Source organism: Enterobacter sp. 342, assembly GCF_036663495.1.
Classification (GTDB): Bacteria; Pseudomonadota; Gammaproteobacteria; order Enterobacterales; family Enterobacteriaceae; genus Enterobacter.
In genome coordinates this window covers 1-15896 of record NZ_JAWUEI010000007.1, presented here as the reverse complement: position 1 = coordinate 15896, position 15896 = coordinate 1, and the positions used below count along the sequence as shown (strand labels likewise).

The following is a 15896-nucleotide window of genomic DNA, read 5'->3' as shown; positions in this document are numbered from 1 at the left end:
TCAAACTGTGAACTCACAGCTCTTAGCAGACCACACGCCTCTTCAAGCGGTCCGTTACGTTCCACAAGCGGAAGTTGGCGGCCTAGAGACTCTTAAAAAATTAATGGTTCGTTTTGCAGGTAAGCGGCTCATGTAGACCGTCTGTCCGGTAGACTCCCGTTGCGGGACAATAATGTCCATCATTTTTAATGGACATTATCGCGTGAAAAACCGGACATGGATTACTGAGGCTCTGCGCCTTCATTTTGATGAAAATCTTTCGCGAATAGAAGCGGGTCGCAGGTTAGGCATCCCCAAAACCACCGTCTGCGAACTCTTCGCTCGCTTTAAGAATGCTGGACTAGTCTGGCCTCTGCCGGTCAGCGTAGATGCCAGAAGCCTGGATAAACGCCTGTACCGGCAGGCCTCCCGAAAATCGTCCGTTCTTCCCGTCGTACCCCCTGCCGCTGCTGAAACACCGGCAGTTCACAGGCGGCCACGCCGCCCCAACTTCCCCCGGGAGTTCAAAATCGCCCTGGTGGAGAAATCGATGATGCCGGGCGTCAGCGTGGCGCAGCTTGCCCGCGAAAATGACATCAATGACAATCTGCTGTTCAACTGGCGCCGGCTGTATCAGCTGGGGCTGTTGGGGACTCCGGCCAATACGCCAGCACTGTTCCCCGTGACGCTGACCGCTGCCGAAAGACCGGTGAGCGCGCTGCCCCCCTCTGCGGAAGCGTCTCCCTGCTGCGAACTGGTTCTGCCCGCCGGTACGCTGCGTATCCGCGGGACACTCACGCCGGAACTTCTGCAGATGCTTATCCGGGAAATGCAGGGAGGTCAGCGGTGATCTCCCTTCCTGCAGGCGCACGTATCTGGCTGGTCGCCGGCGTGACCGACATGCGTAACGGCTTCAACGGTCTGGCCTCAAGGGTTCAGAACGTCCTCAAAGATGAACCATACTCCGGCCACCTTTTCATCTTCCGCGGACGTCGGGGTGACATGATAAAGGTACTGTGGGCAGACCGGGACGGCCTGTGCCTGTTCACCAAACGTCTGGAGCGTGGGCGCTTCGTCTGGCCGGTCACCCGCGAGGGCAAAGTGCATCTGACGCCGGCTCAGCTGGCGATGCTGCTGGAAGGCATTAACTGGAAGCACCCGCAGCGGACGGAACGCCCTGGCCTGCGCATATGAGTTGCAGTAAAGTCAGCACATGGCACGCTCACTCTCCGACGAAAATGCCCGTCTCCGGGCGCTGCTGGACACGCAGCAGCACACCATCCGCCAGATGGCGGAGTATAACCGCCTGCTCTCACGGCGGGTGGCGGCGTACGCCAGCGAAATCAACCGGCTGAAGGCGCTGGTCGCTAAGTTGCAGCGCATGCAGTTCGGCAAAAGCTCCGAAAAGCTGCGTGAGAAAACGCAGCGCCAGGTGCGCGAGGCAGAGGAGCGCATCAATGCCCTGCAGGAGGAGATGGCAGAAGTGCTGGGCGAGCAGCATGACCCGGTACTGCCACAGCCGCTGCGCCAGTCTTCCGCCCGCAAACCGCTGCCGGCCTCACTCCCGCGCGAAACCCGCACGCTGTCTCCGGATGAGACCGCCTGTCCGGCGTGCGGCGGCGAGCTCAGCGCGCTGGGTTGCGACGTATCGGAGCAGCTGGAGCTCATCAGCAGCGCCTTTAAGGTCATCGAAACGCGGCGGCCTAAGCTTGCCTGCTGCCGCTGTGACCACATCGTTCAGGCCCCCATGCCGTCAAAACCCATCGAGCGCAGCTATGCCGGCCCCGGCCTGCTGGCGCACATCGTCACGGCGAAGTTCGCGGAGCACACGCCACACTATCGTCAGTCGGAGATATACAGCCGTCAGGGCTTGGAGTTGAGTCGTGCCACGCAGGGTCGCAGCTCCCGGCGGCGGTGTGGTTCGCGTACTCGCCGGACCGTAAGGGCGTTCATCCACAGCAGCATCTCGCCGGGTACAGCGGTATCCTGCAGGCGGACGCGTACGGGGGCTACAACGCCCTGTACGAAGACGGCCGCATTACGGAAGCGGCCTGCATGACGCACGCCCGGCGGAAAATCCACGACGTCCATGCCCGCACGCCGACCGACGTCACCACCGAAGCGCTGAAGCGCATCGGCGAGCTGTATGCCATCGAGGCGGAGATACGCGGAAGCCCGGCAGAGGAACGACTGGCGGTCCGGAAAGCGCAGACCGTGCCGCTGATGCAGTCGCTGTACGACTGGATACAGGTTCAGATGAAGGTGCTGTCACGCCACTCGGATACGGCGAAGGCCTTCGCCTACCTGCTGAAGCAGTGGGACGCGCTGAACCTGTACTGCAGCAATGGCTGGGCGGAAATCGACAACAACATCGCGGAAAACGCGCTGCGGTGTGTCGCCCTGGGCCGGAAGAACTGGCTGTTTGCCGGTTCAGACGCAGGTGGGGAGCGTGCAGCGGTTCTGTACTCGCTGATCGGCACCTGCCGGCTGAACGGTGTGGAGCCGGAGGCGTGGCTGCGTTACGTCATCGGCCACATCCAGGACTGGCCGGTGAACCGGCTGCGCGATCTGCTGCCGTGGAAGGCCGACTTACCTCTGCTGATTTGACCCGACGCAGTTATGGCACAGAGCTGGATCTAATCTGACTGGCTGCTCTGTGCCAGAGGCAGAAGTAGCTAAATTTCTACTGTAATGATTAGTAAGGAACGGGTTAGCCTGATCCTTTTCAATCAGGCTATCGGATATCACTCAGCTAAAGATTCCCAACTCCACCATCTACCAGTAGCTCAGTACCAACCATGAATGCAGATTCATCAGAAGCCAGGAAAACAGCTGCCTTAGCTAATTCATAGGGTGTACCTAAACGCCCAATGGGTACCAGTGCTCTGATATCTTCTCTGAATTTATTTTTGTCCACTTCGCCCCCAACTTTGTTTAATGCCGGTGTTTCAGTCGGGCCGGGGCTTAAACCATTTACACGGACTCCACGCGGGTGAAGCTCTGCGGAGAGAGTTCGTGCCAGAGAAAGTATCGCGGCTTTACTTGCAGCGTAAGCACTGCTTTGTGGAAAACCAATATGCGCACTAACTGAGCCACAAACAATAACGGAGGACGGATTGGATAATATTGGAAGCAGTGCTTTTATCAGGAAAAACGGGCCTTTAAGATTGGTATTCATGAGAGCATCGTAAGTCTGCTCATCCCAGAGTTCCAGCGGCTTATGCGTAACATCCCCTGCATTTATATATAAGATATCAAGTCTTGGCCATAGTTTCTCTAACGCTGCCGACAGGTTAGCTTGTTGAGGAATATCGCCTGACTCAGTTTGAAAAAGAATTACGTCGCTTAACTCTTCTTTTGCTTCTTGTAGTTTTTTTTCACTGCGACCAGTGATGGCAACCTTCGCTCCTTCTGCCAGAAATTGACGTGCTGTCTCTAAACCAATACCGCTGGTGCCACCAGTAATCAGTGCATATTTACCATCAAGTCGGCCCATTTTCTGAACTCCACGTTTAAGTAGTGGAGTAATTATTCATCCTTTAGTATCCTTTGGGAAGTAGGAACTATATGGATACTAAGTAACCTTATAGAATGCTATGGCATAAGATGAGGGTCCAATGAAAGAAAATATTTCAGATTTAATAGAGAGCAACACAGGCTGCCCGATGGTTAGTTTTGTGAATCTGATAGCTGGTAAATGGGCGATCCCCATCCTCTATCGTCTCATTTTATTAGGCGAACCTGTTCGTTTCAGTGAGTTACAACGAGCTGTCAGCCCTATTACTCAGAAAGAACTTACTCGCCAACTGCGGCAATTTGAAACTCGTGGATTGGTTAACAGAACTGTGTTTGCTGAAGTTCCACCGAGAGTTGAGTATCAAATAACTGAGCTGGGCAAATCGCTGCGTCCGACACTCGATTCTCTTGCTGAGTGGATGAATGCCAACGCAGGATCAATGAGCAAAACGTCCGATTTTCGCTCAAAGTAGTCCTTGTCAGATTGATTATGCTAAATCAACAAAACCTATCAACTAAAGTCTGAGCTGATACACCTCCATGCGAGCGTCAACACGGTCAGTATGCGACGCTTACTTTTGCGGGGATACTTACAACATGGGGATCTTCTTATGGTGGCTTTTACTGCTGAGGGAAATCAGAAAGTGAGATTCGGAGTATTTTTAAACAGAATGAGGCGCAACAAGAGCGGTGTTAACGCCGGAACTAAAGTTGTCCGGCAACGAAGCGGCACAGGGATAATTTCTATGCCAAAATTAACCTTCAGACCTCTTTGAGATCAGTCTCAAACCTGACAAAGTGGATATGGATATGAGTGACACAAAAAGCACCCCACAGAAATCCGGGAGCCAGATAAATAAGGCTGTTTTCTTTCCTTCAGCAATATTGATCGTCCTTCTTGTTGTCTTTGCGGCGTTGTTCCCGGAACTCGCTGATAAAAAATTCAAACTACTGCAGCAGCAAATTTTCACAAATGCCAGCTGGTTTTACATTCTGGCAGTGGCACTGATCCTGCTCAGCGTCACTTTTCTCGGGCTGTCCCGTTACGGTGACATCAAACTTGGCCCCGATCATGCCCAGCCCGATTTCAGTTACCACTCCTGGTTTGCCATGTTGTTTTCTGCCGGGATGGGCATCGGGCTTATGTTCTTCGGGGTGGCAGAGCCCGTCATGCACTATCTTTCTCCCCCGACAGGAACCCCCGAAACCGTGGAGGCAGCAAAAGAGGCAATGCGTCTGACCTTTTTCCACTGGGGTCTGCACGCCTGGGCAATTTATGCCATCGTGGCGCTGATACTGGCCTTTTTCAGCTATCGGCATGGCCTGCCATTGACACTCCGTTCAGCACTGTATCCCATTATCGGCGACCGTATTTATGGCCCGGCAGGTCATGCTGTCGATATTTTTGCGGTCATTGGTACAGTGTTCGGTGTCGCAACCTCTCTGGGATACGGCGTTCTGCAGGTTAATGCCGGCCTGAATCATCTGTTCGGGATCCCCGTTAACGAAACCGTTCAGGTGATCCTGATCGTTGTTATTACCGGACTGGCAACCATTTCTGTCGTGACAGGACTGGATAAAGGCATCCGTATTTTGTCCGAACTGAATCTCGGGCTGGCCGTTCTGCTGCTGGCGCTGGTGCTGTTCCTGGGGCCAACGGTACTGTTGCTGAAATCGTTTGTCGAAAACACCGGTGGCTATCTGTCTGAGCTGGTCAGCAAAACGTTTAATCTGTATGCCTACGAGCCGAAATCCAGTAGCTGGCTGGGTGGCTGGACACTGCTGTACTGGGGGTGGTGGCTGTCATGGTCTCCCTTCGTTGGCATGTTTATTGCCCGTGTTTCGCGTGGCAGAACGATACGTGAGTTTGTCACCGGCGTACTCTTTGTTCCGGCCGGGTTCACGCTGATGTGGATGACCGTTTTTGGTAACAGCGCAATTTATCTCATCATGCTTCAGGGGGCGACTGACCTGGCAGATACGGTACAGCAGGATGTCGCCCTCGCACTGTTTAACTTCCTTGAGCATTTCCCATTCTCAGGCGTGCTCTCGTTTATCGCGATGGCGATGGTTATTGTCTTCTTTGTCACCTCAGCTGACTCCGGAGCGATGGTGGTCGATACCCTGGCATCCGGAGGTGTCACAACCACTCCGGTCTGGCAGCGCATTTTTTGGGCGGCCATGATGGGGGCAGTAGCAGTAGCACTCCTGATTGCGGGCGGGCTCAGCGCTTTACAGACGGTGACCATAGCCAGTGCTCTGCCCTTCTCAGTGATACTCCTGATTTCCATCTATGGATTACTGAAAGCGCTACGCCGGGATTTAACAAAACGTGAAAGCCTGAGCATGGCCACCATCGCCCCCACTGCAGCCCGTAATCCGATCCCCTGGCAGCGCAGGCTGAGAAATATTGCCTATCTGCCGAAACGGTCCCTGGTCAAAAGATTCATGGACGACGTTATTGAACCAGCGATGGGGCTTGTACAGGAAGAACTAAACAAACAGGGGACAAACAGTCATATCAGCAACGCCAGCGAAGACCGCCTTCGGTTTGAAGTGGACCTGGGTAATGAGCTCGACTTTATCTATGAGGTCCGTCTTCGCGGCTATAACTCGCCAGCCTTTGCGCTGGCAGCAATGGACAGCGATGAAATTCAGGCAGAGCAGCATAAATACTACCGGGCAGATGTCTATCTGAAAGAAGGCGGTCAGAATTATGATGTTATGGGTTGGAATCAGGAGCAGCTCATTAACGACATTCTGGACCAGTACGAGAAGCATCTGCATTTCCTCCATCTGGTACGCTGATAGACCATATAATGCCATCCCGAGAGATGGCATTATATTAAACACTGATTGATAAAAACACGGTGAATAACATAGAGCCAGAAACCGCTGGCTTTGCTGGCACTGAATACGATATTAATTAACCGCAAAGGTTGTATTCTGAAATACTTCCCGCAAACATATAATGTAACCGTAAAAAATGCCGCGGGGTGCGGGCAATGAGTTGCGCAACTTCTAAATAAAACAAGAAATGATTTCAGTGCCCCTTTAAAAGGTTTTCCATTCACCTGAACCACGTTACATCCGGCAGCTGTGTTCCCTGGAAGCCACGATCTCGTCCTGACTGTGGCACCACATAACCATAAGATAAGCAATAAATTTCAGATGAAGCAATATAAACCTAGTCTCGGTTTCGTTATATGGCCAGATTTTATCGATAAATCAAAATGAACTAATTTACCGTAACCCTGGCTAAAACAGGAAAAATCCAGTCGTAAATGGTTAATGGTATATACACATCTGACATAAACTAAGCCGGCGTTTCTGGCAAAATTTGGGTGGGATTGTTAATTATCAAGGCTCGTCAGAAACGCCCCTTCTTCAAACCAGACTGCTCCGCCTCATTTTCTCAATGAAGACAACAACTCATCCACGGGTTGAGGTTTTCCGTACAGATAGCCTTGCGCAAACTTTACGCCTTTCCTTTTCAGATAAATGGATTGCCCTTTAGTTTCGATACCTTCTGCGATTATTTTCAGGGACAGGTTATGAGCGAGTTCAATAATACTGTCAATCAAGATCCCGGAAACCGCATCAGTATTAATCTTGGCAACAAAAGACTGATCCAGTTTCAGTACGGTGATGTGCTGGTTATGAAGATAAGAGAGACTGGAATGACCAGTACCAAAGTCGTCAATGGCGATCATGACGCCCGCGTCATTGAGCATTTTGAACAATCTGAGTGTCTGTTCATTTTGAGGAACCATTTCTCTTTCTGTTAATTCCAGTACAAGGGAGATGTTCTTATCTTTTGTACTTTCCAGAAAAGTCATGCAGTCATCATACAATCCCATATCAGTGCAATGTTTTGCTGTTATATTGAATGAAAAATAAAAACCGTCTGGCACACTGGAGCTGTTGATATGGTTGGCAACCTGAACAAACAAACTTCGGGTCATTGGAATAATCATCCCTGACCGCTCTGCGTGAGGTATAAAGAGATCGGGACGAATGATGCCCTCTGTTGGATGAATCCACCGAACCAGAATCTCCATTCCCGACACGCTATTTTTATCGAGGTCAACAATACGTTGGCCATAAGCAATAAACTCATTACCCTTAATCCCAAGCTTAATGTCATCATCCAGACTAAAACTCTTTCTGCCCTGGAAGAGCACTACTCCGGAGAGAACAACAAAGAGCAGCGCCATCAGGACGATATGCATTTTTTGATACATAAACCAGGCACCGAGAATCGACGAATTATTCAGGTTGACACTCAGATCAAAGGGGTATCTGTCTGAAGATACCTTCTGAAAAGCAACCGTTTTACCGGAATAGGATTCCCAGCTCAATGAACCATCTGAATGCAGATTTACATTACCAATCGTAAATTGTATTACTGATCCTGACTCCGTAAGTTGCTGCATAACTGTCTGAACATACACACCATCAATGGCAGAAACAGAAAAAATGAGCCACGTATATCTCTCACTAATAAAATAGGATGCCTTGTCTGTATCAGATTTCCGGACAGCAGGGCAAGTTTACCACCCTGATACTCTCTTTGAGTATCAACCACATTCAATTTACCGATTAACGAATGACATGTGATGGTATTACCATTTCCTGTAAGTACTGAGCGGATAAAAGGCGTCGTTGTAATAATGGTCCTAATCTCAGGTAACTGTCGTTCGCAGGAATTACTACTATAGGGGAGCTTAAGCACTCTGGTATTCACGTCATCCGCATAAGCAATGATTTTCTCAATCACTGAGGTAAGTTCGATAGCCGTAGTTCTGTTTCGCTCATTTTGATCTCGAACAAAAATGGTGCAATCTAAAATTGCCCCAACCAAAAATGCCACACCAAGAAAGGCTAACGGCTTCAGAATTTTTTGTTTTTTCCTGTGCATACTAAGCCTCAGTAAAGTCTAAATGATTAGCATTGACTACTTTTTTTGTTTTGGCGGCGATCAGTGTTAAATTATCAAATCAGATACGGTTATAACTCTGCTTCGAAAAAATGATAACGTTCTGTTACCCAGAGTAAATTCAATAGTAGCTTGAATGTAAATTATTTTTTACGCGATCACAAGAATAATTTTAGTAGGTATAACAACATAACTTATGAAATAGTTGCTTATCAGGCATAACACTTACAACAAATCAATTAGTTACGTTTCAATGAAGCTATCACATTGAAGTAAAAGTTAACTATCCCTACCTTTTTTAATAGTGATTTGTGCTCATTATAGCTATTTAAACCTGGTTATCTGAGATCATTAAAGACGATGCTAACGTTTTGCTTACTAGTATACTTATTTTATTCATTTACCCCATCAATCTGATTATTCACTATAGAATATGTTACTAACCACTAATGGTTTAAAAAGTACTGAAGCCATAAAATTTTACTTTATCGCTGTTCCAGGGTCTATTTTACGCTCTCGGAAGATCTTCCATGCTTAGAGTCTGCCCGCTGAGTGCCAAGAGTCGGTGCTCGTGAAAAACATTAACGTCGGTAAGAAAATGTAAGTATCCCGCATAATCGTGCCATTCATATTTAGTGATCATCCAGCATAATCACTCTGCCAACGAAGGAGATCGCTATGCGTAAAGTCCGTTTTACTGAGCATCTGATCATCGCTGCGATTAAGTCGGTTGAAGCCGGACGAACCGTTCAAGATGTCTGCCGGGAGGCCGGTATCTCTGAAGCCACTTACTACATCTATGGACTACCTCCGTTTTGCAAGTACTGAATCTGGTTTTGGGTTGTTGCTTACATCTATCCGGCATCAGGAAAATCTGTGCCCAAATGGGTAATCCACACACAATCGCCTCAACAACTGGACGGCCTCTGAGGCCAATATAATAGTCAGGTTCCGATTGTGCAGGTGCAACCTGTCACCATTTCTCAGTACGCTGCAACTTTTGCTGGCAGGGGATTAATTTCACACTACCTGATACTCGGTCTCATTTCTCAGCATCGACCAGATTATTCTCGCGTTTTTGTTAGCGACCGCCACGGTCGTTTTATTAAATCCGCGCCGTTCCTTTAACTGGTTAACCCACTGATTCATATGACCATCATTGTTATTCGTGGCAACCCTGACGACAGCGTGGGCACCATGAATAAAAAGTGTTCGCAGATGCTTGTCGCCTTTTTTCGTCATATTCATCAGCACCTGCCTGTCGCCACTCGAATGCTGGCGTGGAACCAGACCCAGCCATGCAGCAAAGTGGCGGCCATTCTTAAATTCAGTTCCTTTGCCAATAGCAGCAACAACGGCCGTGGCCGTTTTAGGGCCAATGCCTTTAACTTTGGCGATACGCTGACAGGCTTCTGATTGCCTGAATACTGTTTCAATTTTCTTATCAAAAAAATGGATCCGACGCTCGAGATCGTTAAAGAGATCATAGAGTTCGGCAATCGTCCTGCACATTCTAACGCTAAGACCATTTTCAGCATCTTCAAGGATAAGCGAAACAGCACGACGAACTCTTGAGACTGCCGCGCCGATTGTTATTCCCCGATCAAGCAGCAGTCCCCGGATTTGACAGACTGTCGCATGACAATACGCTGTCTTGCACGGTGCAGAGCCTGAATATCCTGCTGTTCAGGGCTTTTTGGTGGAACAAACTGCATCGTATGTTGCATCAGAGCCACAGCTATCGCCTGCGCATCGTTACCGTCATTTTTTTGCCCACGGACAAAAGGTTTTACATATTGGGGGCTGATGACTTTTACGTTATGACCCAGTTTCTCAAACTCACGCTGCCAGTAAAATGCCCCGGTGGACGCTTCGATCCCAATCAGACATGCAGGAATATTTGCCAGCGTCTGGAGCAATTCTTTTCGGGCAGTGCGTTTCGTATAAACCGGTTTGCCGGCCTGGTTTAACCCGCAGATCTGAAAAACATTTTTAGCCAGATCAATACCCAGAAATACGATATTCATGGTGATTCTCCTGGTGAGCGCATTTCGTACAGTTAACCGTAGCGGGAGGAGGTAGTCCATCCCATTAACTGGAAGGCAAAGTATGGCGGGATGGAAGCGGCCGATATTAAAAAATCAAAGACCTTGAGGATAAGAATCGACGTCTGAAACAGATGTTTGCTGATCTCAGCCTTGAGTGCCGGGCACTTAAAGACGTCATCGAAAAAAAGCTTTAAAACCAGCCTGTAAGCGTGAGCTGGTCATTCATCTGAAACGACAGTTGGACTCAGTATCTTTCAGGCCTGCCGAAGTCCGAACCTGAGCAGAACGGTTTACCATTACCGTCCGGATACAATGCGGGACGAACCCGTTATTGTCGCGTTGCAGGCAGTGGCCGGGTTGAGCGAATAACGTCGGTCATCGTACTCATTCTGGTCACGCTATTACTCACAGCAGCAGCAAGTGAATTCTGGTCGATCAGTACGCTCTTGCAGTCTGGCTACACCTAGGTTCTGAGTGCGCTACAGTTTCTGACTCCTCCGTGGGTCCAATGCGGACCGAACGGGGTTCTTGTGTATCCTTCAGGGCTGAAATGAAGCAATCTGAGATCATACTCGGCCCTGATAACGGACAACACTCACGATAGTCAGTCCTCATGTGGCTAAACAGAAGTCCATTTTGACCGGACTCTAATACCATCACCTCAGCAAACAGGAATGCCGGTAAGCATTGATACTCTTACGCCGTTACCATCCATCTGCATTTTGACTGCTTTTACCAACAAACTGACATCGCTCAAACAATGACGAATTAATCATAAATAGGTGATTTACCCATCTTGATAATTTCTACTATTTCCCATATACCAACTTTGGGAGATTTTCTCTCAAACATATGAAGGATAACTATCATGGGTCTTAAGCCAGGTCCTAAACCAATCGCCAAATCGACAGGTAAACCGGATCAACGCCGGCGTGATAATAAAGATACTCCCGGTAATACTCCGGGATTAAAGCCAAGTAAATCCACTGGTAAATAAGATGGTTAGGGTATAGATCGGTTATCTATACCCTATATGCAAAACAGCATCAGTGTTATCTTCTCCTTGTTAATTTACCTGCGATTTTGCTAGCATTTCTGTCCTTTTTATCTGACTGCATAAAAGTCCATGTTTCAGGTATGTCTGCTCCTCGCACGTAGTGGACCTTCAGCTCAGGTAACTTGTCCGCTTCGTGCCAGGAGCGGACGTTGAATACACTGTTGAATCGTGTAGAGCTGTAAACGATGGAAAAATTAACAAAGCCGCCAGCTGACGGCTTATGTGTAGTAAGGCAGATTCAGCTGTATTCAATAATATCAAACCCTTCATCAACTGCTGGTTCTGAGAAATAACGCGTTATGATTTCAAATTGTTGATCTGAGGCCGAAAACTCATGTTCTCCTTCTGCGTTACGAGCGTGTAAGCGTGATTTGCATACTTCATCAGATACTTTCAGATAGTGCAGCTGATTACTGGCACCTGACGCCTTAATAATGCTCATCATCCATTCACGATTTGTTTTTGTGTTTGCCGGGAAATCAAGAACTACTGATAAACCAGCTTTTAGTAGTGACACCAGATGAGGCTTCATAGCATTTCTCAGTCTTAATGAACACTGCACATAATCAGATATGGATTGCATTTCATTGGCAAAGAGAGCAGCCAGCCAGTGATCCTCGCTGACAATTACGGTCCCAGGTGATGCTCCTAATTTTGCTGACAATGTGGATTTTCCTGATGCAATTTTTCCACATAACAAGTGCAGAACAGGTTTTTCAGGCGTCGTTACTGTATTTTTGTCCATTATTTACCTCACTGGATTGTTACCGGCAAGGCCCGCCTTACCGGCGGGAAAATGGCGAACGTTATCCCACCTGAATTCGACAGGTGATAATAATGATTGAATGGAATAGCACAGAGATTGTTTTCATCTTCATTCAAGTTAACAGGAGCTGAAAGCAAAATCAGCACTTTTTTCACTTTTAAGCTGAATGTCCGTTTCTCGCTCATAGCAGACGTTCAACTCACTAAGCTTGCCCGCATCTTGCCCACGCGTAAATCAAGAGCCTCACACTTTATCAGGCCTATGAATCCGCCGTTTTGCGAACAGAAAAATAGTGCGCTGGCGTACTGCCCATGGTTTTTCTGAACATGGTGATAAATGCGTTAACCGACTCATACCCCAGGTTTGCTGCCACATTTTGTACTGACACCCCACTTGCCAGCTCCCGCAGGGCAATAATCAAGTGCAGTTGCTGACGCCAGCGACCGAAGGTCAGACCGGTTTCACGCAGCATTAAGCGTGCTAACGAGCGTTCGCTGAGTGCCAGTCGCTTTGCCCAGACCTTGAATGTACTCCGGTCGTCTGGATTGCTGACTAACGCATCGGCCATAGCACGAATTTTAGGGTTCGCAGAGACCGGCAGGCTCAATTTCTTCTGTGGCATGGTCACGAGTTCATCAAGTGTCACTCTGGTTAGCCTGCCAACATGACTCTGTGGTACGTAATCAACGCCTTCATTCGTTAAACGATCAACTAACTCTTTAATCAGCGGTGAAATGGCCAGCGTGCAGCATTTTTCCGGCAATGCGGCAGTGCCTGGTTCAATAAACAGATAGTTAAGGTGCGCATTCCAGGTCGCTTTGGCGCTATGAGGAACGCCGCCGGGGATCCACACCGCGCAATCGGGTGGCACAATCCAGATATCGTTTTCCGCACGACAAATTACCGCCCCATACAGAGCAATAATCAACTGCCCTTTACGGTGCGTATGAACCGGCACTTCGGCTGCGTAATCGACGAAATCGATATGACGAGCGACTGCCGGGCTCGACGCGCTGTCGGGATCAAAAAAGGTATTGGCAAGTCGGGATGTCATGTTATTGGCAACATTTAGGTATTTTTTGACAGAATAGAGTATTTAGTGACGTGTGCAAACCGGGAATAATTCTCGGCATGAATACAATCATCCCCCAACACGTCCCTTTTTGGCACGCGATACGCCGCTGGTCAGGCAGCATAATCACTCCCATGCTACTGAGCGACGCCCATGCCCTGCTCTATTCCCTCAGGAGTTTTGCCGCTGCAATGCTCGCCTATTATATCGCCCTATCGATTGGCCTGGAACGGCCCTCCTGGGCCATCATCACCGTCTATATTGTTTCGCAAACCTCGGTGGGTGCTTCGCTGAGCCGGTGTCTTTATCGCCTGGCCGGCACCGTGGCGGGCGCAGGGGCAACGGTATTGATCGTACCCACGTTTGTGAATATGCCTATTTTATGTAGCGTGATGATGACAGGCTGGATAGCCTTCTGCCTCTGGTTATCCCTGCTTGACCGTACTCCCCGCGCCTATGCCTTTGTACTGGCCGGTTACACCGCAAGCCTGATTGGCTTTCCCGCCGTATCCGACCCAGGCTCGGTGTTTAACATTGCTATCATCCGGGTGCAGGAGATAACGATCGGTATCGTCTGCGCCGCGCTGATCCACCGGTACATTCTGCCAAGTCGGATATCAGGCCTGTTCAACAGCAAATTGACGCAGACGCTACACGCGGCACGACAGCATGTTGCCGATACTCTGGCGGGCAAGTCTGATAAATGTCAGTTCTGGTTTTAGAAAATTTCGTTTTTGAGGAGCCTGACGGGTCCAGCGGGGATACGCTGGTCGCCGCTGCGGTGTTAGGGGTGCTTGTCCGGGTTGTATGCAAGGAAATCGTCATGGTTTTTTCTCCGTCAGTGTATGATTTTCGTCTTCGTATCGCCTGACGGTTCGCTTTCCCGGCGTCGTTCTGTCCAGCAAGGGCGCTGCATGCGTGCACTTCACCCTTGCGGGACGGGTTGTGTCGGGAAACGATTAACCGGATGCAGATATGGAGAACAAAAAGTACACAGGAGAAAAAATCTGACCCTTCATAGCCGGACGTTGCGCCCCTTACTTCGCAGTGGTGAAATGCAGATTGGTGGTGTTGAGTCGGAGACTGGCACTGACAGGAACTTCATGTAGGTGTTAGCATGCTTTCCTGCCGGACGAGACGATCCTGCTAACCGGGGGCGGTTTGTTCTTAAATTGTCTCGTTCCGGCATCAATCTGAACAAACACGTTCCGACGCACAGAACATCAGTATGCTCTGCGCAGTCGGAATCGGGCGTTCTGCACGTGAAAGCCTTCGCAATCAAGCTGTCTCTAACGACATCGGCGGCTCAACTTTCAGATTTAGTTAACGCTTTTGCCAACGCATAGTAACCCTGTGATGCGCCCAGCAGTTGTTTCACTTCGATGTATTCATCGATCACATGAGCTAAGTTCTCCCGTGATGGCCCGAAGCCGAGCGTTGGGATATTTGCTTCACCGGCATAATGGCTGCCGTTAGTGCAGAAAGAATAACCGTGCTGCAATGGATGCCATATTCTTCGTCCTCAGAACTGGCTGTCAGTGGAACGCACTGAATGCTACCGGGATATGTCCATCGAGTTCTGCACACCGGCGCTTCCAGGAATGGCGTGATGCAGGTGTTTTTGAGCGCTTCTGGCAGAGCGGTTTGCTTGCCTGTGAACATCTGGACGGCATTGACTGGTCATGGTTGTCAATGGGCGGCTGTATGACCAAATCGCCGCCGTCGGGAACAAAAAAACTGGCCGCAATCCCACGGACAGAGGGAAACAAGGCGTAAAACGCAACCAGCTGACGGATGCTAACGGGCTTCCTCTGTCACTGGTCGTCGCAGCAGCGAATATGCACGACATCAAACGGGTTGCAGATACACTCAATGCCCTTCAGACAGGCCGTCCGGGTCAAAAAGTCAGGCTCTGCCTGGACAAAGGTTACGAAGCAGGCTGGCTGAAAACCTATCTAAAGAGTCGCCTCTACGAGCCGCACATCCAGTCCCGTAAAGAGGAGTCTGATGCCAGTAAAATCATGGAGTTCAAAGCCCATCGTTGGGTAGTTGATCGGAAGCATAGCTGGATGAATCGCTTTCGTCGAGTCCTGACCCGATGGGAAAAGAAAGCCGAAAATTACAAGGCCATCTTGCATTTTGCCTGTGGTCGTTCGTCTGGAATAAAGTCCTATTGAGATAGACTCTTACGTTCAGTCTGATGAGATATATTCCGACCTGATGCAGGGAGATTTGTCTGCAAACCTGAATCAGCCTAAAGGACGACCTTGAAACACATTAGTATCATCATGTTACATAACATCCATTTACCCGTTACCCCATGGGTTGACAGTTGATTAAATTTTGAATACCACATCCCGTGGCAAAAATGGTTTCAATTTCCTTTCCTATACGTTAAATTAGAATGCATATTCTAATTTAGAAAAATTGCTTTCATGTTTCGGTAATGACTCCAACTTATTGATAGTGTTTTATGTTCAGATAATGCCCGATGACTTTGTCATGCAGCTCCACCGATT

10 protein-coding genes and 7 pseudogenes are annotated in these 15896 nt (G+C 49.0%); 9 read left to right on the top strand and 8 right to left on the bottom strand.

Annotated features, from left to right (window positions below; translation table 11 throughout):
• Positions 1 to 172 precede the first annotated feature (172 nt).
• From tnpA to tnpC, 3 genes and pseudogenes are all read left to right on the top strand, one after another.
• Positions 173 to 829 (top strand): IS66-like element accessory protein TnpA, encoded by a 657-nt coding sequence (gene tnpA / locus V6E55_RS07590; protein WP_063145388.1) that lies wholly within the window; start codon positions 173 to 175, stop codon positions 827 to 829.
• Positions 826 to 1173: an IS66 family insertion sequence element accessory protein TnpB gene (tnpB, locus tag V6E55_RS07585; RefSeq protein WP_063145389.1), complete on the top strand. Its 348-nt coding sequence runs from the start codon at positions 826 to 828 to the stop codon at positions 1171 to 1173. Before tnpA ends, tnpB begins: the two co-directional genes overlap by 4 nt.
• A gap of 19 nt (positions 1174 to 1192) precedes the next feature.
• Positions 1193 to 2586 (top strand): annotated as a pseudogene (tnpC, locus tag V6E55_RS07580) (IS66 family transposase).
• Between the two features lie 145 nt (positions 2587 to 2731).
• Here tnpC and V6E55_RS07575 read toward each other — a convergent pair.
• Positions 2732 to 3475 (bottom strand): SDR family oxidoreductase, encoded by a 744-nt coding sequence (locus V6E55_RS07575; protein ID WP_192478207.1) that lies wholly within the window; start codon positions 3473 to 3475, stop codon positions 2732 to 2734.
• Positions 3476 to 3596: 121 nt separating this feature from the next.
• Here V6E55_RS07575 and V6E55_RS07570 point away from each other — a divergent pair, with 121 nt between their 5' ends.
• Both V6E55_RS07570 and V6E55_RS07565 read left to right on the top strand, forming a co-directional pair.
• Positions 3597 to 3968, top strand: coding sequence for a winged helix-turn-helix transcriptional regulator (locus tag V6E55_RS07570; RefSeq protein ID WP_225622831.1), 372 nt, complete (start codon positions 3597 to 3599; stop codon positions 3966 to 3968).
• Positions 3969 to 4305: 337 nt separating this feature from the next.
• Complete coding sequence (locus V6E55_RS07565) at positions 4306 to 6303, top strand: BCCT family transporter (RefSeq protein WP_192478206.1); 1998 nt, start codon at positions 4306 to 4308, stop codon at positions 6301 to 6303.
• Positions 6304 to 6902: 599 nt separating this feature from the next.
• Here the strand turns inward: V6E55_RS07565 and V6E55_RS07560 are convergent.
• Both V6E55_RS07560 and V6E55_RS07555 read right to left on the bottom strand, forming a co-directional pair.
• Complete coding sequence (locus V6E55_RS07560; protein ID WP_192478205.1) at positions 6903 to 7931, bottom strand: EAL domain-containing protein; 1029 nt, start codon at positions 7929 to 7931, stop codon at positions 6903 to 6905.
• Positions 7901 to 8416 carry a CSS-motif domain-containing protein gene (locus tag V6E55_RS07555; protein ID WP_192478204.1) on the bottom strand — a complete coding sequence of 172 codons (516 nt, stop codon included), beginning with the start codon at positions 8414 to 8416 and terminating at the stop codon, positions 7901 to 7903. The genes V6E55_RS07560 and V6E55_RS07555 overlap by 31 nt, the downstream gene beginning before the upstream one ends.
• Positions 8417 to 9112: 696 nt before the next feature.
• Between V6E55_RS07555 and V6E55_RS07550 the strand changes: the two are divergent.
• Positions 9113 to 9229 (top strand): annotated as a pseudogene (locus tag V6E55_RS07550) (transposase); the annotation flags it as partial.
• A gap of 225 nt (positions 9230 to 9454) precedes the next feature.
• On the opposite strand, the pseudogene V6E55_RS07545 reads toward V6E55_RS07550, so the two are convergent.
• A pseudogene (locus V6E55_RS07545) lies at positions 9455 to 10461 on the bottom strand (IS110 family transposase).
• Between the two features lie 66 nt (positions 10462 to 10527).
• On the opposite strand from V6E55_RS07545, the pseudogene V6E55_RS07540 reads away from it, so the two are divergent.
• Positions 10528 to 10836 (top strand): annotated as a pseudogene (locus V6E55_RS07540) (transposase); the annotation flags it as partial.
• 941 nt (positions 10837 to 11777) lie between these two features.
• On the opposite strand, the gene V6E55_RS07535 reads toward V6E55_RS07540, so the two are convergent.
• Positions 11778 to 12284: an AAA family ATPase gene (locus V6E55_RS07535; protein WP_316942519.1), complete on the bottom strand. Its 507-nt coding sequence runs from the start codon at positions 12282 to 12284 to the stop codon at positions 11778 to 11780.
• A gap of 280 nt (positions 12285 to 12564) precedes the next feature.
• On the bottom strand, positions 12565 to 13359 hold the full coding sequence (locus V6E55_RS07530; RefSeq protein WP_229222964.1) for an AraC family transcriptional regulator: 795 nt from the start codon (positions 13357 to 13359) through the stop codon (positions 12565 to 12567).
• Positions 13360 to 13511: 152 nt separating this feature from the next.
• Here V6E55_RS07530 and V6E55_RS07525 point away from each other — a divergent pair.
• Positions 13512 to 14078, top strand: a pseudogene (locus tag V6E55_RS07525) (FUSC family protein); the annotation flags it as partial.
• Here V6E55_RS07525 and V6E55_RS07520 read toward each other — a convergent pair.
• A pseudogene (locus V6E55_RS07520) lies at positions 14071 to 14202 on the bottom strand (DNA primase); the annotation flags it as partial. The pseudogenes V6E55_RS07525 and V6E55_RS07520 overlap by 8 nt on opposite strands.
• Positions 14203 to 14856: 654 nt before the next feature.
• Between V6E55_RS07520 and V6E55_RS07515 the strand changes: the two are divergent.
• Positions 14857 to 15559 (top strand): annotated as a pseudogene (locus V6E55_RS07515) (IS5 family transposase); the annotation flags it as partial.
• 275 nt (positions 15560 to 15834) lie between these two features.
• Here V6E55_RS07515 and V6E55_RS25785 read toward each other — a convergent pair.
• On the bottom strand, positions 15835 to 15896 hold a 62-nt coding region (locus tag V6E55_RS25785; RefSeq protein WP_071528444.1), incomplete at its 5' end, for an IS1 family transposase.